This is a genomic window from Anaeromyxobacter dehalogenans 2CP-1 (assembly GCF_000022145.1).
Classification (GTDB): Bacteria; Myxococcota; Myxococcia; order Myxococcales; family Anaeromyxobacteraceae; genus Anaeromyxobacter; species Anaeromyxobacter dehalogenans.
Genome location: NC_011891.1, coordinates 4348569 through 4368687, shown reverse-complemented (window position 1 = coordinate 4368687; position 20119 = coordinate 4348569). Strand labels below are relative to the sequence as shown.

Sequence of the window (20119 nt, the reverse complement as noted above, 5' to 3'; positions counted from 1 at the left end):
AGGGCCCCCGGGCCGATGCGCCCGGAGGCCCCCACGCCCCCGCCTCCCGCTCGTCGTCCGGTCGCTAGTACCGCGTCCCGGGGCTCGAGCCCTGCGGCGTGGTGCTCTCCGGCGCGCCGGTGGTCCCGCCACGCCCGGCGTCGTTGCGCGAGCCGTCCGACGGGTGCGCCCCCGGCGGCGTGCCGGGCGTGTAGCCGCTGCTGCCGGTGCCGGCCGCGCCCATCGCCTCGACCTTCACGGCGATCTCGCGGCCGTCCACCTCGTTGAAGCTGGCGCGCACGTCCTGGCCGGGCGCCAGGTCGGAGATCCGCGCGTCGTGGCCGTCCACGGTGACGACGGTCTGGGCCGCCACGTGGAGCGAGCGCTGCGTCCCGTCCGCCGACTGGATGGTCAGCGTGCTGCCGTCGGACTGCGCCACCCGCCCGGAGATCACCTGGTCGCTGGCGTGGCCCTTCACGTCCGAGGTCGCGCCGGCCTGCGCGCCCTCCTCGGCCCGCGCGGCGGGGTTGGTCGCCGCCGGCGCGCTGGCGGCGGCGTCGGCGCTGGCCCGCTGGCTGGTGCGCGCGCTCGACGTGTGCGCACTGGAGCGGGAGCTCGGGGTGCTGCAGGCGAGCCCGATCGCGGCCGGGACGCCCAGAAGCAAGGCATGGATCCTCATCGTGGTTCCTCCCGGACGAAAAGCTGGGCGCCCGGCGCGTGGTGGGCCAGCCCCGGGCAGCACGCCGGCGGGCGAGCCGGGCCCCGCAGGGCCGGCGCCTGCCGGGGAGGCGGGAGGCCGGCCGCGAGGCTACACTCGCGCCATGCGACGCCTCCGCTCCCCTGCGCTCCTCGCCGTCCTCGTCACCGGCGCCCTCGCCCTCGCCGCCTGCCGCGCCCCGGCCAGCCCCGCCGACCAGTACCGCCGCTTCGCCTCCGCGGCGCGCGCCGGCGACGCCGGCACCGTCTGGTCGATGCTCTCGGCGCGCTCGCGCGAGGCGCTCGACGCCGAGGCGAAGGCGCTGGCAGGCCGGGCGCCCGGGGTGGTGCCGGCGAGCGGGCGCGAGCTCGTGCTGGGCGACTTCGCCGCCCGGGCCGCGCGGATCCGCAGCGCGGTGGTGGTGCGCGAGTCGTCCGGGACCGCGATCGTGGCGGTGGAGGACGAGGCCGGCGGGAAGGGCGAGGTGACGCTGGTGCGCGAGGACGGCGCCTGGCGGGTGGTCCTGCCCGGCGTGGACGCCGCCGGTCGCTGACGCGCGGGACGCGGGCGGGCCGCGCGGCGGTGGCTCCCGGCGCAAACCTCTGTTATTGATGCCGATCCCATCTATGAAGACCCTGACCGCCGCCGAGATCCGCGAGCTGTTCCAGCGCTACTTCGAGGAGCACGGCCACCGCCGGGTGGCGAGCGCCTCGCTCGTCCCGCAGAACGATCCGACGCTGCTCTTCACGAACGCCGGGATGGTCCAGTTCAAGGACGTGTTCACCGGACGCGAGCGCCGCGACTACTCGCGCGCCACCACCGCGCAGAAGTGCGTGCGCGCCGGCGGAAAGCACAACGACCTCGAGAACGTCGGGTTCACCGCCCGTCACCACACGTTCTTCGAGATGATGGGGAACTTCTCCTTCGGCGACTACTTCAAGCGCGACGCGATCGCCTGGGCGTGGGAGCTCGTCACCGGCCCGGCGTGGCTCGGCATCGCGAAGGACCGGCTCGCGGCCACCGTCTTCGCGGGCGAGGGGACGCTGCCCTGGGACGAGGAGGCGTTCGAGCTGTGGAAGGCGCAGGGCGTGCCGGTGGAGCGCATCCACAAGCTGGGCGCGAAGGACAACTTCTGGGCCATGGGCGACACCGGCCCGTGCGGCCCCTGCTCCGAGCTGCACTACTTCCAGGGCAACGACATCCCCTGCGCCGAGGAGCTGGCCGGGCGCAAGTGCCAGGGCGTCGCCTGCGACTGCGACCGCTGGCTCGAGATCTGGAACCTCGTGTTCATGCAGTTCGAGCGCGGCCAGGACGGCGGGCTCACGCCGCTGCCCAAGCCCTCCATCGACACGGGCGCCGGCCTGGAGCGGCTCGCGTCGGTCGTGCAGGGCAAGCGCTCGAACTACGACACCGACCTGTTCCGCAGCATCATCCAGGCGGTGGAGCGGCTCTCCGGGAAGCGCTACGACGCCGCGTCCGACGACGGCGTCTCGATGCGCGTCATCGCCGACCACGCCCGCGCCACCACGTTCCTGGTGGGCGACGGCGTGCTCCCGTCGAACGAGGGGCGCGGCTACGTGCTCCGCCGGATCATGCGGCGCGCCATCCGGCACGGGAAGCGGCTCGGGCTGGAGAAGCCGTTCCTGGCGGCGGTGTGCGGGGCCGTCATCGACGAGATGGGCGGGGCCTATCCGGAGACGCGGGAGAACCGCGCGTTCATCGAGAAGGTGGCGCAGCAGGAGGAGGAGTCCTTCCGCCGCACGCTCGACAAGGGGCTCGCCATCCTCGAGGGCGAGATGCGCAAGCTCGTCCCCGACGCGATCCACGACGGCAAGCCCGCCACCCCGGCGCCGGGCCGGGCGCGGCCGATCATCGACGGCAAGGTGGCGTTCCAGCTCTACGACACGTTCGGCTTCCCGCTCGACCTCACCCGCGTCATCGCGGCGGAGCGCGGGTTCGACGTGGACGAGCAGGGCTTCGACCGCCACATGGCGGAGCAGCGCGCGCGCTCCGAGTGGAAGGGCTCGGGCGAGCAGGGCGTCGACGACCTGCACAAGCAGATCGCGCGCGAGCTCGGCGAGGTGAAGTTCCTCGGCTACGAGCAGCCGGCGGCCCGCGCGCAGGTGAAGGCGATCCTCGCGAACGGCGCCCGCGTGGCGCGCGCCGGCAAGGGCGACAAGGTCGAGCTCGTCACCGACGCGACGCCGTTCTACGGCGAGTCCGGCGGCCAGGTGGGCGACGTGGGCCGCATCACCGGCCCGGGGCTGGAGATCCGGGTGGACGACGCGCAGCGCCCGGTGCCGGGGCTGGTCACGCACGTGGGCGAGGTGCTGCGCGGCGAGGTGGCGGTGGGCGACGCGGTGGAGCTCGCGGTGGACGACCGCCGGCGCGACCTCGTGCGCGCGAACCACTCCGCCACGCACCTGCTGCAGTTCGCGCTGCGCGAGGTGCTGGGCGAGCACGTGAAGCAGGCCGGCTCGGTGGTGGCGCCGGACTACCTGCGCTTCGACTTCTCGCACTTCCAGCCGGTCACCGAGGAGGAGCTGGCCGCGGTGGAGCGGCGGGTGAACGACCTCGTCCGGGAGAACGCCGAGACCGAGACCGCGGTGCTGAAGCTGGAGGAGGCGCGCCACGCCGGCGCGATGATGATCTTCGGCGAGAAGTACGGCGACGTGGTGCGCGTGGTCCGCATCGGCCCCTCCAAGGAGCTGTGCGGCGGCACGCACGTGCGCCGGTCCGGCGACATCGCGTTCTTCAAGATCGGCTCGGAGGAGTCGATCGCCTCGGGCGTGCGGCGCCTGGTGGCGTACACCGGCGCGCGCGCGGTCGAGGTCCAGCAGCGCGAGGCGGAGGAGCTGCGGCGCGCCGCGGCGCTGCTCAAGGCCGGCGCGCTGGAGGTCGCGCAGAAGATCGACCAGACGCAGCGGCGCGTGAAGGACCTGGAGCGCGCGCTGGAGGAGGCGCGCTCGAAGGCCGCCGCGGCGCAGTCCGGCGACCTCGCCGCGCTGGCGAAGGACGTGGGCGGCGCGAAGGTGCTGGCCGCGCGCGTGGACGGCGACGGCAAGGCGCTGCGCGAGCTCGCCGACAAGCTGCGCGATCGCCTGGGCAAGGGCGTGGTGGCGCTCGGCGCCGAGCAGGACGGCAAGGCGATCCTGCTGGTGGCGGTGACCCGCGATCTCACCGCGCGCCTGAAGGCCGGCGACCTGGTGAAGGAGGCCGCGAAGCTGGTGGGCGGCTCCGGCGGCGGCAAGCCGGACATGGCGCAGGCGGGCGGCTCGGACCCGGCCGGCCTGGAGAAGGCGCTCGAGAAGGTGGCCGAGCTCGCCACGCGCGCGCTCGCGTGACGCGCGGCGCGCGCCCCCGCGGGAGCGCGCGCGGCCTCCACCTCCGGCGCGAACTGTCAAGCGCCGGCGCCCGTTGACCGTGGTGGCGCGGGGTGCCTACGATTCCCCGCGATGCCGTCCCCGCTCCCCCGATCGCGCCGCGCCGCCGCGAGCCCGTCCACGGTGGTGGACCTCGCGCAGGCGCGCGAGTCGCGCCGGCTGCGCGAGCTGCAGGCGCGCTGCCGCGGCGTGGACGAGGTGAACCGGCGCGGCCTCTCGCGGCTGTTCCAGAGCGGCCTCATCTTCACGCGCCAGGGCGCGCGGCTCGGGCGCGACCTCCTGCTCGCGCACCAGCACCTGCTCCGCGTGACCGACCTGCTCGCGCGCATCGGCGAGCTCCCGGCAGAGGAGGCGGGCGACGCCGATCCGCTGTACGCGGAGGCGCAGTCGCTCCTCGCCCGCACCACCGAGCTGACCGCCCGCACCGGCCTGGTGCTCGCGCGCGGCCGCTGAGAGCACGTGAACCCATCCCCTCCCGTCGCCGCGGCGGCCGATCCGCGTCGCATCGCGTCGTTGCTCCTCCCTCACATGCCGACGGGCATGCTCGGTCGTCGCGCCTCGCGCTGCTCGCGGCTCGACCGCCTGGCTCGGTCCGGGGATGGATTCACGCGCTCCGAGCGCCGCCGCTGCCGCCGCGGCGGCGTGTCGCAGCGCCGGATCGCGTGCCCTGCCGCGAAGTTGCCGGCGGACCCCCGCCACGTATCATCTCGCGGCAGCGGGGCTCGCGGCGCGACTTCCGCGCCGGCGGCGACCCCGATCACGTGAGGGGGAACGCCATGCGCAGGATCGTGACGCTGGGCGCGGTGCTCGCCGCGCTGATGCTGCCGACCGCCTCGAGCGCGCAGGTCAGCCTGGGTCTCCGGCTCGGCTATGCCTGGGGGCTCGGGGACGTGGGCGGCGGCGGCGGCGACAAGCTGAAGATGTCCGACTGGGTGGACGGGCAGGTGCCGATCCAGGTGGACGCGCTGTTCCGGGTGACGCCGGACCTCGCGGTCGGTCCCTACTTCTCCTACGGCTTCGCCCGCGCCGGGGGCGACCTGAAGTCGACGTGCGACGTGTCCGGGGTGGACTGCTCCGCGTACGTGATGCGGCTCGGGGTCGAGGGGATCTACACGCTGCCGCGCGCCGGCAACCTCGCGCCGTGGCTCGGCCTCGGCATCGGGTACGAGTGGAACCGGCTGAAGGCGGAGGGCGGCGGCGAGAACCTGACCATGAAGTGGAAGGGCGTGGAGTGGCTGAACCTGCAGGCCGGCATGGACTTCTTCGTCGCGCCGCAGCTCCGCACCGGGCCGTTCCTGATGCTGAGCCTCGGCCGCTACGACAAGGGCGACGCCTCCGGCGTGATCTCCGGCGGCGGCAGCATCAACGACAAGAAGTTCCACGAGTGGCTGCAGGTCGGCTGGCGCGGCCAGTTCGACCTGTAGCGCGCGGAGCCCAGCGCGCAGCGCCGGAGGCCGCCCCCCGGGGCGGCCTTCGTGCGTCCCGGGGGCTGCGCTTGCCCCCGCAGCGGCGCCGCGTTACCGCTCGACCACGCGGAGGCGACATGCACGGATCGCTGCTGGAGCTCGAGATCGACTCGCAGGCGCTGGCCGGGAACCCGCTCGGCGATCCGGCGCGGCGGCCGCTGCTGTGCTGGGTGCCGCCGGGCGGCGCGGCCGGGCTGCCCGCGGTCTACTTCCTCCACGGCTTCGCCGGCTCGGCGCGCGGCTGGCTGAACGTGAGCGCGTTCCAGCCCACCGTGCCGGAGCGGCTCGACGCGCTGGTCGCGGCCGGCGAGGTCCCGCCGTTCGTGGCGGTGTTCCCGGACGGCTTCACCGCGCTGGGCGGGACGCAGTGGATCAACGCGCCCGCGGTGGGCCGCTACCAGGACTACGTGGCGGAGGACGTGGTGCGCCTGGTGGACGCGCGGCTCGGGACCGTCCCGCGGCGCGAGGCGCGCGCCGTGGTGGGGAAGAGCTCGGGCGGCTACGGCGCGCTGTGCATGGGCCGGGACCGGCCCGACGTCTTCGCGCACCTCGGCTGCCACGCCGGCGACGCCTACTTCGAGTACTGCTACCTGCACGACCTCCCCCAGGCGGCGGCGGCGCTGCTCGGCGCGCCCGACGCGGCCGCGTGGCTGGACGACGCGAAGCAGCGGGCGCGCGAGACGAGGCTCGCGGGCGCCGACCACCCGGTGCTGAACGTGCTCGCGATGGCCGCGCACTACGCCGCGGATCCCGCCGCGCCGCTCGGCCTCGCGCTCCCGTTCGAGCTGCCCAGCGGCCGGATCCGCGAGGACGTGTGGTCGCGCTGGCTGGAGGCCGATCCGGTCCGCTTCGTGCCGCGCGCGCTCGAGGCCTACCGGCGCCTCGCGAGCGTGTTCCTCGACTGCGGCACCCGCGACGAGTTCCACCTGCGCTGGGGCGCCCGCATGGTCGCGGAGGCGCTGCGCGCGGGCGGCGTGCCGGTGGTGCACGAGGAGTTCGAGGGCGGCCACATGGGCACGAGCTGGCGCTACGACGCCTCGGTCCGGCACCTGGTGCCCAGGCTCGCGCGCGGCGCGTAGCTCCCTCGGCGCGCGGCGTGCGCGCGCCGGGGTCCGGCCCGGCCGGGAGCGACCCGTCGGAGATCGTTGACGCGTCGGAAAGTTCCGACATATTGTCGACGCATGCCGCACGTCGACGTCTTCTCCGCGCTCGCGAGCCCGATCCGGCGCGAGATCCTGTGGCAGCTCCGCAAGGGTCCTCGCGCCGTCAACGAGCTGGCGCGCGCGTTCGAGGTCGGGCGCCCGGCCGTCTCCGAGCACCTCCAGGTCCTCAGGCGGGCCCGGCTCGTCCGCGAGGAGCCGCGCGGTCGCGAGCGCTACTACCACCTCGATCCGCGCCCGCTCTCGGAGGTCGAGCGCTGGCTCGAGACGTTCGAGCGTTACTGGACGCAGCGCCTCACCGCGCTCGAGGACCTCCTCGACGAGAAAGGAACGAGATGACCCCCTCGCCTGGCATCCACCTGGAGCACTTCTACGCGCACGCGCCCGCGGCGGTGTGGAGGGCGCTCACGGACCCGCAGCTGCACGCCCGCTGGTGGGCCGCGGGTGACGTCCGGCCGGTCGTCGGCCACCGGTTCGATCTCGACATGGGCCCGTTCGGCAAGCAGCCGTGCGAGGTGCTGGAGGTCCAGCCGGAGCGCCTGCTGCGGTACCGCTTCGCCTCGGGGACCCTCGACACGATCATCACCTGGCGCCTCACGCCCGAGGGCACCGGAACCCGGCTCACGCTGACGCACGAGGGGTTCGATCTCGACTCGCCGCTGGGCCGCCGCGCGTTCGAGGGCATGAAGCCGGGCTGGCCGGCGGTCCTTGCGCGGCTGGGCGCGCTGCTGGGTGAGCTCGGCTGAGCGCGGACGGGGAGCGGCGCCGGAACGGGGAGACCCGGTGCGCGCGCACCGGCCGGCGGCTACCATCGGCGCATGACCGCCCCCGTCCCGTCCCGCGCCGCCGCCTGGTCGCTCCTCTGCGAGCACACCGCGTCCCAGCCGCTCCGCCGCCACGCGCTGGCGGTCGAGGCGTCGATGCGCGCCCTGGCGCTGCGCGCCGGCGTGGCCGATCCGGCCGGGCTGGAGACCTGGGGCCTGGTGGGCCTGCTCCACGACTTCGACTACGAGCGCTTCCCGACCGAGCAGGACCACGTGTTCCGCGGCATGGAGATCCTGCGCGCCCGCGGCTGGCCGGAGCCCATCGTGAAGGCGGTGGGCGGGCACGCGTTCTACACCGGCGTCGCGCGCGAGGCGCCCATGGAGAAGGCGATCGTGGCGGCCGACGAGCTGACCGGCTTCGTGGGCGCCTGCGCGCTGGTCCGCCCCTCGAGGCGGATCGCCGACGTGCCGGTGGAGTCGGTGGTGAAGCGGATGAAGGACAAGGCGTTCGCGCGCTCGGTGGACCGCGAGTACATCCGGCGCGGCGCGGAGGAGGTGGGGCTGCCGCTCCCGGAGCTGGTCGCGCTGGTGCTGCGGGCGCAGGTGCCGATCGCGGCGCGGCTCGGGCTCGACGGCGCGCCGGCGGCGGACCTGCCCGACGCCCCGGTCCCGCCGGAGCCGCCCCCGCCCGCGCCGTAGCGCAGGCCCCGGAACGAAGCGCGGCGCGCCCGGCGAGCGGGCGCGCCGCGGGGCGCGAGGTTCCGGGGAGGACTACTCGCGCGGCGGGTTGCCCCGGCGCAGGAACGCCGGGATGTCGTACTGGTCCTCGTCGGCCGGGCGGTACACCGGCGCCTCGCGGCGGAACGACACCTTCGCGGGCGCGGTGGCGTGGGCCGGCGCCGCCGGGGTCTGCAGCCGGATGGGCGCCTTGGCGGTGGCCTCGACCGGCAGCGGCGGCGGCACCTGCCGGACCGTCGCCGGCGCCCGCGCCTCCACCGGCTCGACCTTCCGGGCGATGGCGCGGCTGCGCTCCTCCCGCGCCTGGAAGCCGGTGGCGATGACGGTGATCTTCACCTCGTCGCCCAGCCGCTCGTCGATGACCGAGCCGAAGATGATGTTCGCGTCGGCGTCGGCGGCGGACTGCGCCATCGACACCGCCTCGTTCACCTCGTGCAGCGTCAGGTTCGGGCCGCCGGTGATGTTCACCAGCAGGCCGGTGGCGCCGTCGAGCGTGACGTCCTCGAGCAGCGGCGAGCTGATGGCGGCCTGCATCGCCTCGACCGTGCGCTGCTCGCCGGAGGACCGGCCCGTGCCCATGAGCGCCATGCCCTGGCCGCCCATGATGGTGCGCACGTCGGCGAAGTCCACGTTGACGATGCCGTGCACGGTGATGAGGTCGGAGATGCCCTGCACCGCGTTCAGCAGCACCTCGTCGGCGCGCTTGAACGCGTCGGCGAGCGACATGTTCTCGCCCGCCACCGAGAGCAGCCGCTGGTTCGGGATCACGATGAGCGTGTCGACCGCCGCGGCCAGCTCGGCGATGCCGGCCTCGGCCTGCTTGCGCCGCTTGTTCCCCTCGAACAGGAACGGCTTCGTCACCACGCCCACGGTGAGCGCCCCGGTGGCCTTCGCGATGTCGGCCACCACCGGCGCGCCGCCGGTGCCGGTGCCGCCGCCCATGCCGGCGGTCACGAACACCATGTCGGCGCCCTCGAGCGCCGCGGCGATCTGCTCGCGCTCCTCCAGCGCCGCGGTGCGCCCCACCTCGGGGTTCGCGCCCGCGCCCAGCCCGCGCGAGGCGGACTTGCCGAGCTGGATCTTCACCCCCGCCTTGTTCGCGGCCAGCGCCTGCACGTCGGTGTTGGCGGCGATGAACTCCACGCCCTCGAGGCGACCCGCCACCATGGTGTTGATGGCGTTGCCGCCACCGCCGCCGACGCCGATCACCTTGATCTTCGCCGCGTCCTGCCTGTCGGTGTACTCGATCATTGGTCGGTTCCCCCGCGGCTAGAAGATCTGCCCGAGCCACTCCTTCATGCGGACCTTCACCTTCCGGTACACGTTCTCGTCGCGGATCTTGAAGTACGGGCTGTCGTCCTGCTGGTGCGCGCCGTAGATCACCAGGCCGACCGCGGTGGCGTACATCGGGCTCTTCACCACGTCCACCAGGCCGCCGATCCCCCGCGGCAGCCCCCGCCGCACCGGCACGCCCAGCACCTCCTCGGCCATCTCGGGCATCCCGGCGAGCAGCGTCGAGCCGCCGGTGATCACCACGCCCGAGGCGAGGATCTCCTCCATCCCGCATTTCTGGATCTCGTGCTGCACCAGCATGAAGATCTCCTCGACGCGCGGCTCCACGATCTCGGCGAGGATGTGGCGCGAGAGGACCCGCGGCTGGCCGCCGCCCACGCTCGGCACCTCGATGGTCTCGGTCTTGTCCACCATCGAGGCCATGGCGCAGCCGTACTGCTTCTTGATCCGCTCCGCCTCGTGGGTGGGCGTGCGCAGCCCCACCGCCACGTCGTTGGTGAGGTGGTTGCCGCCGAGCGAGATCACCGCGGTGTGCTGGATCGAGCCGTTGTGGAAGATGGCGATGTCGGTGGTGCCGCCGCCGACGTCCACCAGGCACACGCCCAGCTCCTTCTCGTCCTCGGAGAGCGTCGCGAGCGAGGAGGCCAGCGGCTGCAGCACGATGTCGGCCACGTTCAGGCCGGTGCGCTGCGCGCACTTGACGATGTTCTGCGCCGAGGAGACCGCGCCGGTGACGATGAGCGCCTTCGCCTCCAGGCGCACGCCGCTCATCCCGACCGGCTCCTTCACGCCGTCCTGGTCGTCCACCACGAACTCCTGCGGGAGCACGTGGATCACCTCGCGGTCCAGCGGGATGGCGACCGCCTTGGCCTGGTCGATGACGCGGTCCACGTCCTGCTGGCGGACCTCCTTGTCCTTCACCGCCACCACGCCGTGCGAGGGGAACGCCTTGATGTGGCCGCCGGCGATGCCGGTGTAGACGGTGGTGATCTCGCACCCCGCCATGTGCTCGGCCTCCTCGATCGCACGCTTGATCGAGGCGACGGTGGCGTCGATGTTGACCACCACGCCCTTCCGCAGCCCCTTCGACGGGTGCGAGCCGATGCCGATGATGTCGATCGAGCCGTCGTCGGTGACCTCGCCGACGATGGCGCAGATCTTCGTCGTGCCGATGTCCAGGCCGACGAGGATGTCCCCGCTCTTCGCCATGTTGAACCTCCGGGCGTGACCGCGCCGTCGCGCTTTCGCCCACCTAGGGCCCTCTCGGACCCGTCCTACCGCAGCGACGACGAGCGTCCCTGCGGACCACCACCACCACCCGCTGCGTACGACGACCGTCCGTCCGGCTCACCGCGCCGACCGGCCACCCGGACCGCCACCCAGTCCGGGCGGCGGCGGTTGTCCAGGTGCAGCACCTCCGCCCGCTCCCCCTCGGCGTCGAGCGCCGAGAGGACGCGGTGGAGGCGCGTCAGCTTCTCCTCCAGATCTCCCTGTCCGAGGCGGATCTCCGTCCCCTCGTCCGACCAGAGCGTGGTCCCGTACTCCGGGTCCACGTGGATCTCCGAGATCGTCGAGCGCGCGTCGAGGCCGCGCGCCGACCAGCGGCCGAGCAGCGCCAGGGCGCCGCCCAGCAGCGGCGCGAGCTCGCCGCGCCCCTCCGCCCACGCCTCGCGCTCGATGCCGGTGATGACCGGCAGGTCCAGCCCGTCGCCCGGGACCGCGCGCTTGAACACCTCGCCGCGGTCGTCCACCAGGTACAGGCCGCCCAGGTCCACCAGCGCGGCCGGCCGCCGCTCCGCGAGCTGCACCTCGAGCGCGGGCGGGAAGGTGCGGCGGACCTGGGCCGACGCGATCCAGGGGTGGCGCCGCAGCGCCGCCGCCATCGCGTCGGTGTCGACGAACAGGAGGTGGTCGCCCGGCTGCACCGGCGAGAGATCGAGCAGCTCCTGCGGCGTCGCGCGCGAGAGCCCCTCGAACCGGATCTCGCGGACGCGCAGCAGGTCGCTCTTCCAGCCGACGCGCCAGCCGAGGGTCGCGGCGCCGCCCAGGGCCGCGAGCGCGAGGATCGAGGGCAGGGCGAGCGCCATCGCGCGGGCCAGCCGTCGCCGCCGCTCCCCCGGAACCCTGTCCACGCGCCGCCGGTTCGGACCCCGCGCCACCGCCGCTCCCGCCACCCGGATACATCCGCCCACCGCAGCCCACGTGCATGAAACCAGAGGGCGCTTCCGGGCGCTATCACCCGACGGTGCAGGATGCCGCAGCACCGGCCGCTGGCAAGTTTTCCGCCCGCGAATCCCGGACCGCCCGGCTTCTCGTCTTCCGGTGAGGATGCGCTAGCATCTCGGGCAGCACGCAGCGCTCCGAGCCGGGCGGGAGGAGTCGCCCGCGCCGGCCGGCCACCGGGAGCGAACGCACATGCACCACGGGCGCGCCAAGGTGGCGGGATTCCTCGCCGCGGCCAGCATCGCTGCCGGGGCGGCCGGGCCGGCCCGCGCTACGCCCGCGGGGACGGCCGCGGCGGCGCCGCCCGTGCCCGCGGTGCGGCGCGCCGCCGCGGCGACGGCGCCGCTCCCGCCCGGCCAGGCCCGCTCGACCCACGCGCCGTACGCGGCCGGCGACTGCGGCGCCTGCCACCGCTCGGCCGACCGCGCCAGCCCCGGCCCCCTGCGCCACGCGAGCGTGAACGCCGGGTGCCTCGAGTGCCACGAGGAGATGCGCGAGGTGATGGCGCGCAAGCTCAAGCACGCGCCGGCCGTCCGCTCCTGCACCACCTGCCACAACCCGCACGACGGCGCCGGCCCGTCGCTGCTCGCGGCCCCGGTGGCCGAGCTGTGCGCCCGCTGCCACCCCGGGGTCGCCGCCCAGGCCGCCGCGGCGCCGATGAAGCACGCCCCGGTGACCGAGGGGCGGGCCTGCGCGAGCTGCCACGATCCCCACGCCGCCCGCCACGAGGCGCTGCTCATCGCGCCGGCATTCGAGCTGTGCGTCGGCTGCCACTCGAAGGACGGCATGACGGCGGCGGACGGGCGGACGATGCTCAACATGCGCCGATGGCTGGAGGAGAACCCGGTCTGGCACGAGCCGGTCCGCGAGCGCGACTGCGCCGCCTGCCACCGCACCCACGGCGGCGACCACCCGCGGCTGCTGGTGGCGGACCTGCCCGACAAGCTGTACGCGCCCTACGACCGGCGAAGCTACGCGCTCTGCTTCGGCTGCCACAACGACCGGCTGGTCTCGGAGGCCGAGACCACCGCGTTCACCCGCTTCCGGGACGGCGCCCGGAACCTGCACGCGGTGCACGTGAACCGGGAGCGGGGCCTCGCCTGCCGGGCCTGCCACGACGCGCACGCGTCCAGGCAGGAGCGGCACGTCCGCGACAGCGTGGCCTACGGGAGCGGCGGCTACGTGCTGAAGCTCGGCTTCACGCGCACCGCCAGCGGCGGGAGCTGCGCGAAGGCGTGCCACGAGGCGAAGGCGTACGTCGCCCGCTGACGGGCGGCGCGGACCTCGCTCAGGCCTTCAACGCAGCGCCGTCCAGGATCCGCTCGCACAGGTCGGGGAACGACAGGCCCAGGCCGGCGGCGATCTTCGGGACGAGCGACGTCGCGGTCATCCCGGGCAGCGTGTTCACCTCCAGGATGTACGGCGTCCCGTCGCCGGCCACGATGAAGTCCACGCGGGTCACGCCGCTGCAGCCGATCCCGCGGTGCGCGGCCTCGGCCGCCTGCATCACCGCGCGGACGTGCGCCTCGGGGAGGCGCGCCGGGTAGAAGTACTTCGTGGTGCCGGCGGTGTACTTCGCGGCGTAGTCGTAGAACGCGTTCGCGGGGACGATCTCGATCGCCCCGAGCGCCTTCCCGTCCAGCACCGCCACGTCCACCTCGGTGCCCTTGACGTACCGCTCGACGATCACGTCGCCGGCGTGGGAGGCGGCGTCGCGGCAGGCGGGGCCGAGCTCCGCGGCCTCGTTCACGAGGTGCACGCCCACGGACGAGCCCTCGCCGGCGGGCTTCACCACGCACGGAAGGCCGAACGGGAGATCGCCCACGCCGATCGAGCCGGCCGAGGCGCGCGGGAACACGCGGTAGTCGGCGACGGCCAGGCCGAGCGAGCGGAAGATCGCCTTCGACACGGTCTTGTCCATGCCCATGGCCGAGGCGAGCACGCCGGAGCCGGTGTACGGGATGGCCATCGACTCGAGCAGCCCCTGGATGCTGCCGTCCTCGCCGAAGCGGCCGTGCAGCGCCACGAACGCGACCTCGACCCGCTCGGCGCGGAGCCGCGCCGCCACCTCGAGGTCCACGTCCAGCAGCACCACCTCGTGCCCCTTCTGCCGGAGCGCGTCGGCGCAGGCGGCGCCGGTCCTGAGCGACACCTCGCGCTCGCTGGAGCGTCCGCCGTACAGCACCGCCACCCGCTTGCCCGTCCACGTGCTCATGTCGCCTCCGGGGGGCGCACGCCCCCGCTCGCCGCGCCGGGGCCGCCGCCCGCGGCGGCGTGCCCGTCCAGCCCTTCCAGATCCTCTTCGAGGAACTCGCCCAGGAGCCGGACCTCGGTCTCGAGCGCGATCCCGAACCGCTCCTGCACCCGGGCCCGCGCCAGCCGCACGAGCGCGAGCACGTCGCGGGCGGTGGCGCCGCCCAGGTTCGTCACGAAGTTCGCGTGCACCGGCGACCAGATCGCGTTGCCGACGCGGTGCCCCTTCAGCCCGACCGCCTCCACCAGGCGCCCGGCGTACTCGCCCGGCGGGTTCGTGAAGGTGGAGCCGAAGGTGGGCCGGTAGAGCGGCTGGGTGGCGCGGCGGCGCTCGCGGTCCTCGCGCATGAGCGCCTCGCTCGCGGCCACGTCGCCGGGGTGGAGCCGCACCTCGACGCGGGCGATGACCGCGCCGGGCGGGAGCCGGCAGGTCCGGTAGGCGTAGCCCAGCGCCGAGGCCGGCACGAAGCCGGTGCCGTCGGGGGTGGCGAGCTCGAGCCGGGTGACGACGTCCTTCATCTCGCCCAGGCGCGTGCCGGCGTTCATGGCGGCCGCGCCGCCCAGCGTCCCCGGGATCCCGCCCAGGAACTCCATGCCGACGAGGCCGTGCGCGTGCGCCCGCGCCGGCAGCCGCGAGATGGGCGCGCCGGCGGAGAGGACCAGCGTGTCACCGTCGGTGGACTCGCCCGGGAACTCCTGCGGCAGCCGCAGCACCACCCCGCGCACGCCGGCGTCCGCGACCAGCGTGTTCGCGCCGCCGCCCAGCACCGAGAGCGGCACCCCCAGCTCGCGCACCGCGCGGAGCAGCGCCGAGAGCGCGTCGCCGTCGGCGGGGCGGCAGAGCAGGTCGGCCGGACCGCCCACCCGCACCGCGGTGCGCGGCGCGAGCGGCGCGTCGCGCAGGTGCTCGCCGCGGACGCGGCGGGCGATCTCGTCGCGCCAGGTCATGCGCGGGGGGCCGGGCGGGCCGGGCCGCGCCGCGGGCGGGGGGAGGGAGCGCTCATCGCTCGAGCAGCGCCAGCAGCTCCGGGCCGGCGGCGGTCACGTCGCCGGCGCCGAGCGTGAGGACCAGGTCGCCCGGGCGGACCCGCTCCCTGGCGGCGCGGGCCAGCTCGGCGCGCGGGACGAGCGTCACGTCGCGGTGGCCCCAGGCGCGGATCGCGTCGGCGAGGTTCGCGGCGGTGGCGCCGGGGATGGGCTCCTCGCCGGCGGCGTAGATGTCGGTGAGCAGCAGCACGTCCGCGTCGTTGAACGCGGTGGCGAACTCGGCCATGAGGTCGCGGGTGCGGGTGTAGCGGTGCGGCTGGAACAGGCACACCACGCGCCGCTTGAACGCCTCGCGGGCGCCCTGCAGCGTGGCCTTCACCTCGGCCGGGTGGTGGCCGTAGTCGTCCACCACCGTCACGCCCGCCGCCTCGCCGCGGACCGTGAAGCGCCGCTGCACGCCCTGGAAGCTGCGGAGCGCCTCGCGCGTCACGAGCGGCGGGATGCCCATCTCGTCGCCGAGCGCGATCACCGCGAGCGCGTTGAGCGCGTTGTGGCGGCCCACCATGGCCACCTCGAAGCGCCCCAGCGCCTCGTCGCGCCGGAACGCGTCGAAGCGGACCGCGTGGCCGGACAGCTCGATGGCCTCGGCCCGGTAGTCGGCCTGGTGGCTCTCGCCGTAGGTGACGGCCCGCTTCTCCACGTCGGGCAGGATCGACTGCACGGTGGGGTGGTCGATGCAGAGGATGGCGAGCCCGTAGAACGGCACCCGGTTCACGAAGTCCACGAAGCCGCGGCGCAGCGCGTCCGGGGTCTTCCAGTGATCGAGGTGCTCCGGGTCGATGTTCGTGACGATGGCGATGGTGGGCGGGATGCGCAGGAACGAGCCGTCGGACTCGTCCGCCTCCACCACCATGTAGTCGCCCTTGCCCAGCTTGGCGTTCGAGCCGAACGCGTTCACCTTGCCGCCCACCACCGCGGTGGGGTCGAGGCCGGCGTGCGCGAGCAGGTGCGCCGCCATCGAGGTGGTGGTGGTCTTCCCGTGCGAGCCGGCGATGGCGACGCCGTACTTGAGGCGCATCAGCTCGGCCAGCATCTCGGCGCGCGGGATGACCGGGATCTTGCGGCGCCGCGCCTCCAGCACCTCCGGGTTGTCGCGCTTCACCGCGGACGAGATCACGACCACGTCCACCTGCAGCACGTTCTCGGCGGCGTGGCCGTAGGAGATGCGCCCGCCCAGCCCGGCCAGCCGCCGGGTGGTCTCGGACTCGCGCAGGTCGGAGCCCGAGACGGTGTAGCCGAGGTTGAGCAGCACCTCGGCGATGCCGCTCATGCCGATGCCGCCCACGCCCACGAAGTGGATCTTGGCCTGCCTGGAACGGAAGAGGCTCATGTCTCGGGACGCTCCTCGGGCGCTACGACGCGGGATCCGGCGGGCGCGCGGGCTTCTGCCCGGGCTCGCGCGCCTGGCCGAAGGGCGAGCCCCAGCGGCGGCGGACCAGCTCCATGCACACGTCCGCGATCTCCTTGGCGGCCTGCGGGCTGCCCAGCCGGCCCGCGGCCCGCGCCATCCGCTCGCGGCGCTCCGGCGCGTCCAGGATCTCGCGGATCTCGCGCGCCAGCACCTCGCCGGTGAGGTCGCGCTCCTCGATCATCACCGCGGCCCCTGCGTCCACCAGGCTGCGCGCGTTCTTCACCTGGTGGTTGTCGGCGGCGGCGGGGAAGGGGACCAGGATCGACGGCTTCTTGCAGACGGTCAGCTCGGCGAGCGTGGTCGCGCCGGCCCGGCACACCACCAGGTCGCAGCCCGCGTACGCCGCGCTCATGTCGTCGATGAACTCGCGCACGTCCGGGGTGAACCCGCAGGCGCGGTAGCCCTTCTCGACGTACTCGCGGTCGCGCGCGCCGGTCTGGTGCGTGATCTGGATCCGCTCGCGCAGGTCGGCGAGGTGCGGCAGCGCCTCGATGACGCGCATGTTGAGCGCGTGCGCGCCCTGCGAGCCACCGAACACGAGCAGCCGCGGCTGGCCGTGCGCCGACTCGGGCCGCATGTAGTTCTCCATCAGCCGCCGGCGGATGGGGTTGCCGAGCTGGTAGACCTTGCGGGCCGCGAAGTGCCGGGCCGCCTCGGGGAACGCGGTGAACGCCGCCTTCACGACGCGCCCGAGGAGCCGGTTGGTGAGGCCGGCGATCGCGTTCTGCTCCTGCACCGCGGTGGGGATGCGCATGGCCCAGGCGGTGAGCACCACCGGGCCGCTGGCGTAGCCGCCCACGCCCACCACCACGTCCGGCCGCCAGCGCCGCAGGATGCGCCAGGACTGGAGGAACGCGCGGGGCAGCAGCAGCAGGTTGAGCAGCGCGCCCGCGATGCCCTTCCCCTTCAGCCCCTTCACCTCGATGAGCTCGATGGGGAAGCCGGCGGCCGGGACCACCGAGGCCTCCAGGCCGCGGGCGGTGCCCACGAAGACCACGTCGTTGGCGGGGTGGCGCGTGACCACCTCCTCCGCCAGCGCGATGCCGGGGAACACGTGGCCGCCGGTGCCGCCGCCCGCCACCATCATCCTCATGACGCGTCCTCCGCGCGGGCCGCGGACAGCCGCGGCGCGCCGCCGATGGGCGCGCCCACCCGCACCGCCGCGGGCGCCCGGGTCAGGAAGCCGCCGCGCTCGCCGCTCACCGACAGCAGCAGGCCGGTCGCGGCGAGCAGCGTCATGATGGAGCTGCCGCCGTACGATACGAAGGGCAGGGTGAGCCCCTTGGTCGGCGCGAGGCCGAACACCACCGCCAGGTTGACGAGCGCCTGCGTGCCGACGAGCGCGGTGACGCCCAGGGCGGCGTAGCAGCCGAACGCGTCCGGCGCGCGCAGCGCGGCGCGGGTGCCGCGCCAGAGGACGACGCCGTAGAGCACGAGCAGGAGCGCCATCCCGATGAGCCCGGTCTCCTCCGCCAGCACCGCGGCGATGAAGTCGGTGTGCGCGGCGGGCAGGAAGTACAGCTTGCCCTTGCCCTGGCCCAGCCCCTGCCCCAGCCAGCCGCCGTTCGCGGTGCCGAGCAGCGACTCCCAGAGCTGGAAGCCGAAGGTGGTCTTGTACTGCTCGGGGTTCATGAACGCGAGCCACCGCTGGTACCGGTACTCGGTGGACTTGATGAAGTGCCAGGCGATGGGCGCGGCCACCAGCCCCGCCGCCACCAGGTACGAGACCCGCGCGCCGGCCGCGAACAGCATCGCGAACAGCACCATGAACAGGATGAAGCCGGTGCCGAGGTCCTTCTGCCACAGGCACAGGCCCACCATGAGCAGCGTGACGAGCAGGTGCGGCAGCAGGCCGATGGAGAACATCCGCATCTTGGACTGCTTCCGCGAGAGCGAGTGCGCGAGGTAGAGCACCAGCGCGACCTTGGCGAGCTCGGCGGGCTGCAGGTTCACCGGGCCGAGCGGGATCCAGCGCTGCGCGCCGCCGGCGGTGCGGCCCACCAGCTTCACCAGCACGAGCGCCGCCAGCGTGGCCGCGAGCAGCGGGTACGCCAGCGCGGCCAGCCGGCGGTAGCCCACCCGCAGCACCGCGGCCATGCCGGCCAGGCCGATGGCGACGGCCACCAGCTGCCGCTTCAGGTAGTAGAACTCGTCGCCCAGGCGGCGGCCCGCCTCCACCGCGCTCGCCGAGTAGACCATCACCAGGCCGAGCGCCACGAGCAGCAGCACCGCCGAGATCAGGAGCGGGTCGAAGCCGGGCGCGCCCGCCCGCGGCGCCTCGGGCGCGCGTTCCTCCCGGGCGTGGCGGAAGAGCCTCATCGCGCCTGCTCCGTCGCGAGCCGGCGGAAGGCCTCGCCGCGCTCCTCGTAGTTCGCGAACTGATCGTAGCTGGCGCAGGCGGGGGAGAGCAGCACCACGTCGCCCGGCCCCGAGAGGACCGCCGCCCGGCGGACCGCGTCGGCCAGGTCGCCGCACGGCTCGGTGGGCGCGAGGTCGCCCAGCTCCCGCTCGATGGCGGGCGCGTCCTCCCCGATGGTGAGCAGCGCCTTGACTCGCCCGCCGAACAGCGGGCGCAGCGGCGCGTAGGGCGCCTTCTTGCCGCGGCCGCCCATGATGAGGACCACGCGCGGGGCGCCGGACGGGAACGCGGCCAGGCCGACGAAGGTGGAGTCCACGTTGGTGGCCTTGGAGTCGTTCACCCACTCCACCCCGCGCCCCTCCGCGACCAGCTCGAGCCGGTGGTGCAGGCCGGGGAACGCGTCGAGCCCGGCCTGGACCGCCTCGCCGGGCACGCCCATGAGGCGCGCGCAGAGCACGGCGGCCATGGCGTTCTCGCGGTTGTGCCGGCCGCGCAGCGCGCGGTTGCGGAGCTGGTAGCGCTCGGGCGCGCGCCCGCGCGGCGTGAACCAGATGGCGGTGCCCTCGGGCCCGGGCTCGCCGCCCTCGTCGCGGGCGGAGGCGGGGGTGGGCGCGCCGAAGCCGAAGGTGTGCAGGTCGGCGCGGGACGCGCCGGCCATGGCGAGCGCCCGCGGGTCGCGCGCGTTCGCGACGGCCACGTCGTCCGGCTGCTGCGTGGCGAACAGCCGCGCCTTGGCGGCCGCGTACGCGTCCACGTCGGGGTAGCGGTCGAGGTGGTCGGGGGTGACGTTCAGGACCGCCGCCACCCGGGCGCGGAAGCGCTCGATCCCCTCCAGCTGGAAGGAGGACAGCTCGACCACCGCGGCGTCGGCGGGCTCGCCGGACAGGACCAGCTCGGAGAGCGGGGTGCCCAGGTTGCCGCCCACGAACGTCCGCCGGTCGCGGGCGAGCAGCGCGCCGGTGAGCGCGGTGGTGGTCGACTTGCCGTTCGTCCCGGTGATCCCGACGATCGGCAGGCCGCCCAGGAAGCGCGCGGCCAGCTCGACCTCGCCCCACACCGCCACGCCGCGCCGCCGCGCCTCCTGGATCTCCGGGTTCGCGAGCGGCACGCCCGGCGACGCCACGACCAGCTCGGCGCCGGTGAAGTCGGCGGGGTCGTGGCCGCCCAGGTGGCGGGTCACCGAGGCCGGGAGCGCGGCGAGCGCGCCGCCCAGCTCGGCCTCGCCGCGGCGGTCGGTGACGGTGACGCGCGCGCCCTCGCGGGCGCAGAGCCGCGCGGCGGCGACGCCGCTCTTCGCGAGCCCCACCACCGTCACCCTCGTGCCCTTCAGGTCCGGTGCGGCCACG

Annotated in this window: 19 protein-coding genes; 9 read left to right on the top strand and 10 right to left on the bottom strand. The window is 74.6% G+C overall.

Annotated features, from left to right (window positions below):
- Positions 1 to 64: 64 nt before the first annotated feature.
- The gene (locus A2CP1_RS19790) at positions 65 to 658 is read right to left on the bottom strand and encodes a hypothetical protein (RefSeq protein WP_015934979.1); all 594 of its coding nucleotides are present in this window, start codon (positions 656 to 658) and stop codon (positions 65 to 67) included.
- A 142-nt stretch (positions 659 to 800) separates the two neighbouring features.
- Between A2CP1_RS19790 and A2CP1_RS19785 the strand changes: the two genes are divergently transcribed.
- The 8 genes from A2CP1_RS19785 to A2CP1_RS19750 all read left to right on the top strand — a co-directional run bounded on the left by A2CP1_RS19785 (position 801) and on the right by A2CP1_RS19750 (position 8148).
- A complete protein-coding gene (locus A2CP1_RS19785) occupies positions 801 to 1229 on the top strand; it encodes a hypothetical protein (RefSeq protein WP_015934978.1) in 429 nt (142 codons plus the stop codon).
- Positions 1230 to 1302: 73 nt separating this feature from the next.
- Positions 1303 to 4020 (top strand): alanine--tRNA ligase, encoded by a 2718-nt coding sequence (gene alaS, locus A2CP1_RS19780; RefSeq protein WP_015934977.1) that lies wholly within the window; start codon positions 1303 to 1305, stop codon positions 4018 to 4020.
- Positions 4021 to 4131: 111 nt separating this feature from the next.
- On the top strand, positions 4132 to 4512 hold the full coding sequence (locus tag A2CP1_RS19775; RefSeq protein ID WP_015934976.1) for a hypothetical protein: 381 nt from the start codon (positions 4132 to 4134) through the stop codon (positions 4510 to 4512).
- 323 nt (positions 4513 to 4835) lie between these two features.
- Positions 4836 to 5483 (top strand): autotransporter domain-containing protein, encoded by a 648-nt coding sequence (locus tag A2CP1_RS19770; protein ID WP_015934975.1) that lies wholly within the window; start codon positions 4836 to 4838, stop codon positions 5481 to 5483.
- Positions 5484 to 5602: 119 nt separating this feature from the next.
- Positions 5603 to 6604 carry an alpha/beta hydrolase gene (locus A2CP1_RS19765; protein WP_015934974.1) on the top strand — a complete coding sequence of 334 codons (1002 nt, stop codon included), beginning with the start codon at positions 5603 to 5605 and terminating at the stop codon, positions 6602 to 6604.
- A gap of 102 nt (positions 6605 to 6706) precedes the next feature.
- Positions 6707 to 7024, top strand: coding sequence for an ArsR/SmtB family transcription factor (locus A2CP1_RS19760; protein ID WP_015934973.1), 318 nt, complete (start codon positions 6707 to 6709; stop codon positions 7022 to 7024).
- The gene (locus tag A2CP1_RS19755; RefSeq protein WP_015934972.1) at positions 7021 to 7431 is read left to right on the top strand and encodes an SRPBCC family protein; all 411 of its coding nucleotides are present in this window, start codon (positions 7021 to 7023) and stop codon (positions 7429 to 7431) included. Before A2CP1_RS19760 ends, A2CP1_RS19755 begins: the two co-directional genes overlap by 4 nt.
- 72 nt (positions 7432 to 7503) lie before the next feature.
- Positions 7504 to 8148 carry an HD domain-containing protein gene (locus A2CP1_RS19750; RefSeq protein WP_015934971.1) on the top strand — a complete coding sequence of 215 codons (645 nt, stop codon included), beginning with the start codon at positions 7504 to 7506 and terminating at the stop codon, positions 8146 to 8148.
- A 72-nt stretch (positions 8149 to 8220) separates the two neighbouring features.
- Here the strand turns inward: A2CP1_RS19750 and ftsZ are convergent, their stop codons facing one another.
- The 3 genes from ftsZ to A2CP1_RS19735 all read right to left on the bottom strand — a co-directional run bounded on the left by ftsZ (position 8221) and on the right by A2CP1_RS19735 (position 11639).
- On the bottom strand, positions 8221 to 9438 hold the full coding sequence (gene ftsZ / locus A2CP1_RS19745; RefSeq protein ID WP_012527805.1) for a cell division protein FtsZ: 1218 nt from the start codon (positions 9436 to 9438) through the stop codon (positions 8221 to 8223).
- A gap of 18 nt (positions 9439 to 9456) precedes the next feature.
- A complete protein-coding gene (ftsA, locus tag A2CP1_RS19740) occupies positions 9457 to 10689 on the bottom strand; it encodes a cell division protein FtsA (protein ID WP_012527804.1) in 1233 nt (410 codons plus the stop codon).
- A 65-nt stretch (positions 10690 to 10754) separates the two neighbouring features.
- Entirely contained in the window at positions 10755 to 11639 is an 885-nt protein-coding gene (locus tag A2CP1_RS19735) for a cell division protein FtsQ/DivIB (protein WP_041450721.1), read from the bottom strand.
- A gap of 256 nt (positions 11640 to 11895) precedes the next feature.
- Here A2CP1_RS19735 and A2CP1_RS19730 point away from each other — a divergent pair, with 256 nt between their 5' ends.
- Entirely contained in the window at positions 11896 to 12972 is a 1077-nt protein-coding gene (locus tag A2CP1_RS19730) for a cytochrome c3 family protein (protein WP_015934969.1), read from the top strand.
- Between the two features lie 19 nt (positions 12973 to 12991).
- Here the strand turns inward: A2CP1_RS19730 and A2CP1_RS19725 are convergent, their stop codons facing one another.
- From A2CP1_RS19725 to murD, 6 genes are read right to left on the bottom strand one after another with little or no spacing between them, the layout of a single operon-like run.
- Complete coding sequence (locus A2CP1_RS19725; RefSeq protein ID WP_015934968.1) at positions 12992 to 13918, bottom strand: D-alanine--D-alanine ligase; 927 nt, start codon at positions 13916 to 13918, stop codon at positions 12992 to 12994.
- Positions 13915 to 14904, bottom strand: a complete 990-nt coding sequence (murB, locus tag A2CP1_RS19720; protein WP_015934967.1) for a UDP-N-acetylmuramate dehydrogenase — start codon at positions 14902 to 14904, stop codon at positions 13915 to 13917. The genes A2CP1_RS19725 and murB overlap by 4 nt, the downstream gene beginning before the upstream one ends.
- Positions 14905 to 14956: 52 nt before the next feature.
- A complete protein-coding gene (gene murC / locus A2CP1_RS19715) occupies positions 14957 to 16333 on the bottom strand; it encodes a UDP-N-acetylmuramate--L-alanine ligase (protein WP_012527799.1) in 1377 nt (458 codons plus the stop codon).
- A gap of 22 nt (positions 16334 to 16355) precedes the next feature.
- Positions 16356 to 17507 carry an undecaprenyldiphospho-muramoylpentapeptide beta-N-acetylglucosaminyltransferase gene (gene murG, locus A2CP1_RS19710; RefSeq protein WP_015934966.1) on the bottom strand — a complete coding sequence of 384 codons (1152 nt, stop codon included), beginning with the start codon at positions 17505 to 17507 and terminating at the stop codon, positions 16356 to 16358.
- Positions 17504 to 18733 carry a putative lipid II flippase FtsW gene (gene ftsW / locus A2CP1_RS19705; protein ID WP_015934965.1) on the bottom strand — a complete coding sequence of 410 codons (1230 nt, stop codon included), beginning with the start codon at positions 18731 to 18733 and terminating at the stop codon, positions 17504 to 17506. The genes murG and ftsW overlap by 4 nt, the downstream gene beginning before the upstream one ends.
- Entirely contained in the window at positions 18730 to 20118 is a 1389-nt protein-coding gene (gene murD, locus A2CP1_RS19700; protein ID WP_015934964.1) for a UDP-N-acetylmuramoyl-L-alanine--D-glutamate ligase, read from the bottom strand. The genes ftsW and murD overlap by 4 nt, the downstream gene beginning before the upstream one ends.
- Position 20119 lies beyond the last annotated feature (1 nt).

Excerpts from the sequence above, each read along its gene's own strand:
- A2CP1_RS19790 (WP_015934979.1), bottom strand. The coding sequence starts at position 658 with ATGAGGATCCATGCCTTGCTTCTGGGCGTCCCGGCCGCGATCGGGCTC.
- A2CP1_RS19785 (WP_015934978.1), top strand. The coding sequence starts at position 801 with ATGCGACGCCTCCGCTCCCCTGCGCTCCTCGCCGTCCTCGTCACCGGC.
- alaS (WP_015934977.1), top strand. The coding sequence starts at position 1,303 with ATGAAGACCCTGACCGCCGCCGAGATCCGCGAGCTGTTCCAGCGCTAC.
- A2CP1_RS19775 (WP_015934976.1), top strand. The coding sequence starts at position 4,132 with ATGCCGTCCCCGCTCCCCCGATCGCGCCGCGCCGCCGCGAGCCCGTCC.
- A2CP1_RS19770 (WP_015934975.1), top strand. The coding sequence starts at position 4,836 with ATGCGCAGGATCGTGACGCTGGGCGCGGTGCTCGCCGCGCTGATGCTG.
- A2CP1_RS19765 (WP_015934974.1), top strand. The coding sequence starts at position 5,603 with ATGCACGGATCGCTGCTGGAGCTCGAGATCGACTCGCAGGCGCTGGCC.
- A2CP1_RS19760 (WP_015934973.1), top strand. The coding sequence starts at position 6,707 with ATGCCGCACGTCGACGTCTTCTCCGCGCTCGCGAGCCCGATCCGGCGC.
- A2CP1_RS19755 (WP_015934972.1), top strand. The coding sequence starts at position 7,021 with ATGACCCCCTCGCCTGGCATCCACCTGGAGCACTTCTACGCGCACGCG.
- A2CP1_RS19750 (WP_015934971.1), top strand. The coding sequence starts at position 7,504 with ATGACCGCCCCCGTCCCGTCCCGCGCCGCCGCCTGGTCGCTCCTCTGC.
- ftsZ (WP_012527805.1), bottom strand. The coding sequence starts at position 9,438 with ATGATCGAGTACACCGACAGGCAGGACGCGGCGAAGATCAAGGTGATC.
- ftsA (WP_012527804.1), bottom strand. The coding sequence starts at position 10,689 with ATGGCGAAGAGCGGGGACATCCTCGTCGGCCTGGACATCGGCACGACG.
- A2CP1_RS19730 (WP_015934969.1), top strand. The coding sequence starts at position 11,896 with ATGCACCACGGGCGCGCCAAGGTGGCGGGATTCCTCGCCGCGGCCAGC.
- A2CP1_RS19725 (WP_015934968.1), bottom strand. The coding sequence starts at position 13,918 with ATGAGCACGTGGACGGGCAAGCGGGTGGCGGTGCTGTACGGCGGACGC.
- murB (WP_015934967.1), bottom strand. The coding sequence starts at position 14,904 with ATGACCTGGCGCGACGAGATCGCCCGCCGCGTCCGCGGCGAGCACCTG.
- murC (WP_012527799.1), bottom strand. The coding sequence starts at position 16,333 with ATGAGCCTCTTCCGTTCCAGGCAGGCCAAGATCCACTTCGTGGGCGTG.
- murG (WP_015934966.1), bottom strand. The coding sequence starts at position 17,507 with ATGAGGATGATGGTGGCGGGCGGCGGCACCGGCGGCCACGTGTTCCCC.
- ftsW (WP_015934965.1), bottom strand. The coding sequence starts at position 18,733 with ATGAGGCTCTTCCGCCACGCCCGGGAGGAACGCGCGCCCGAGGCGCCG.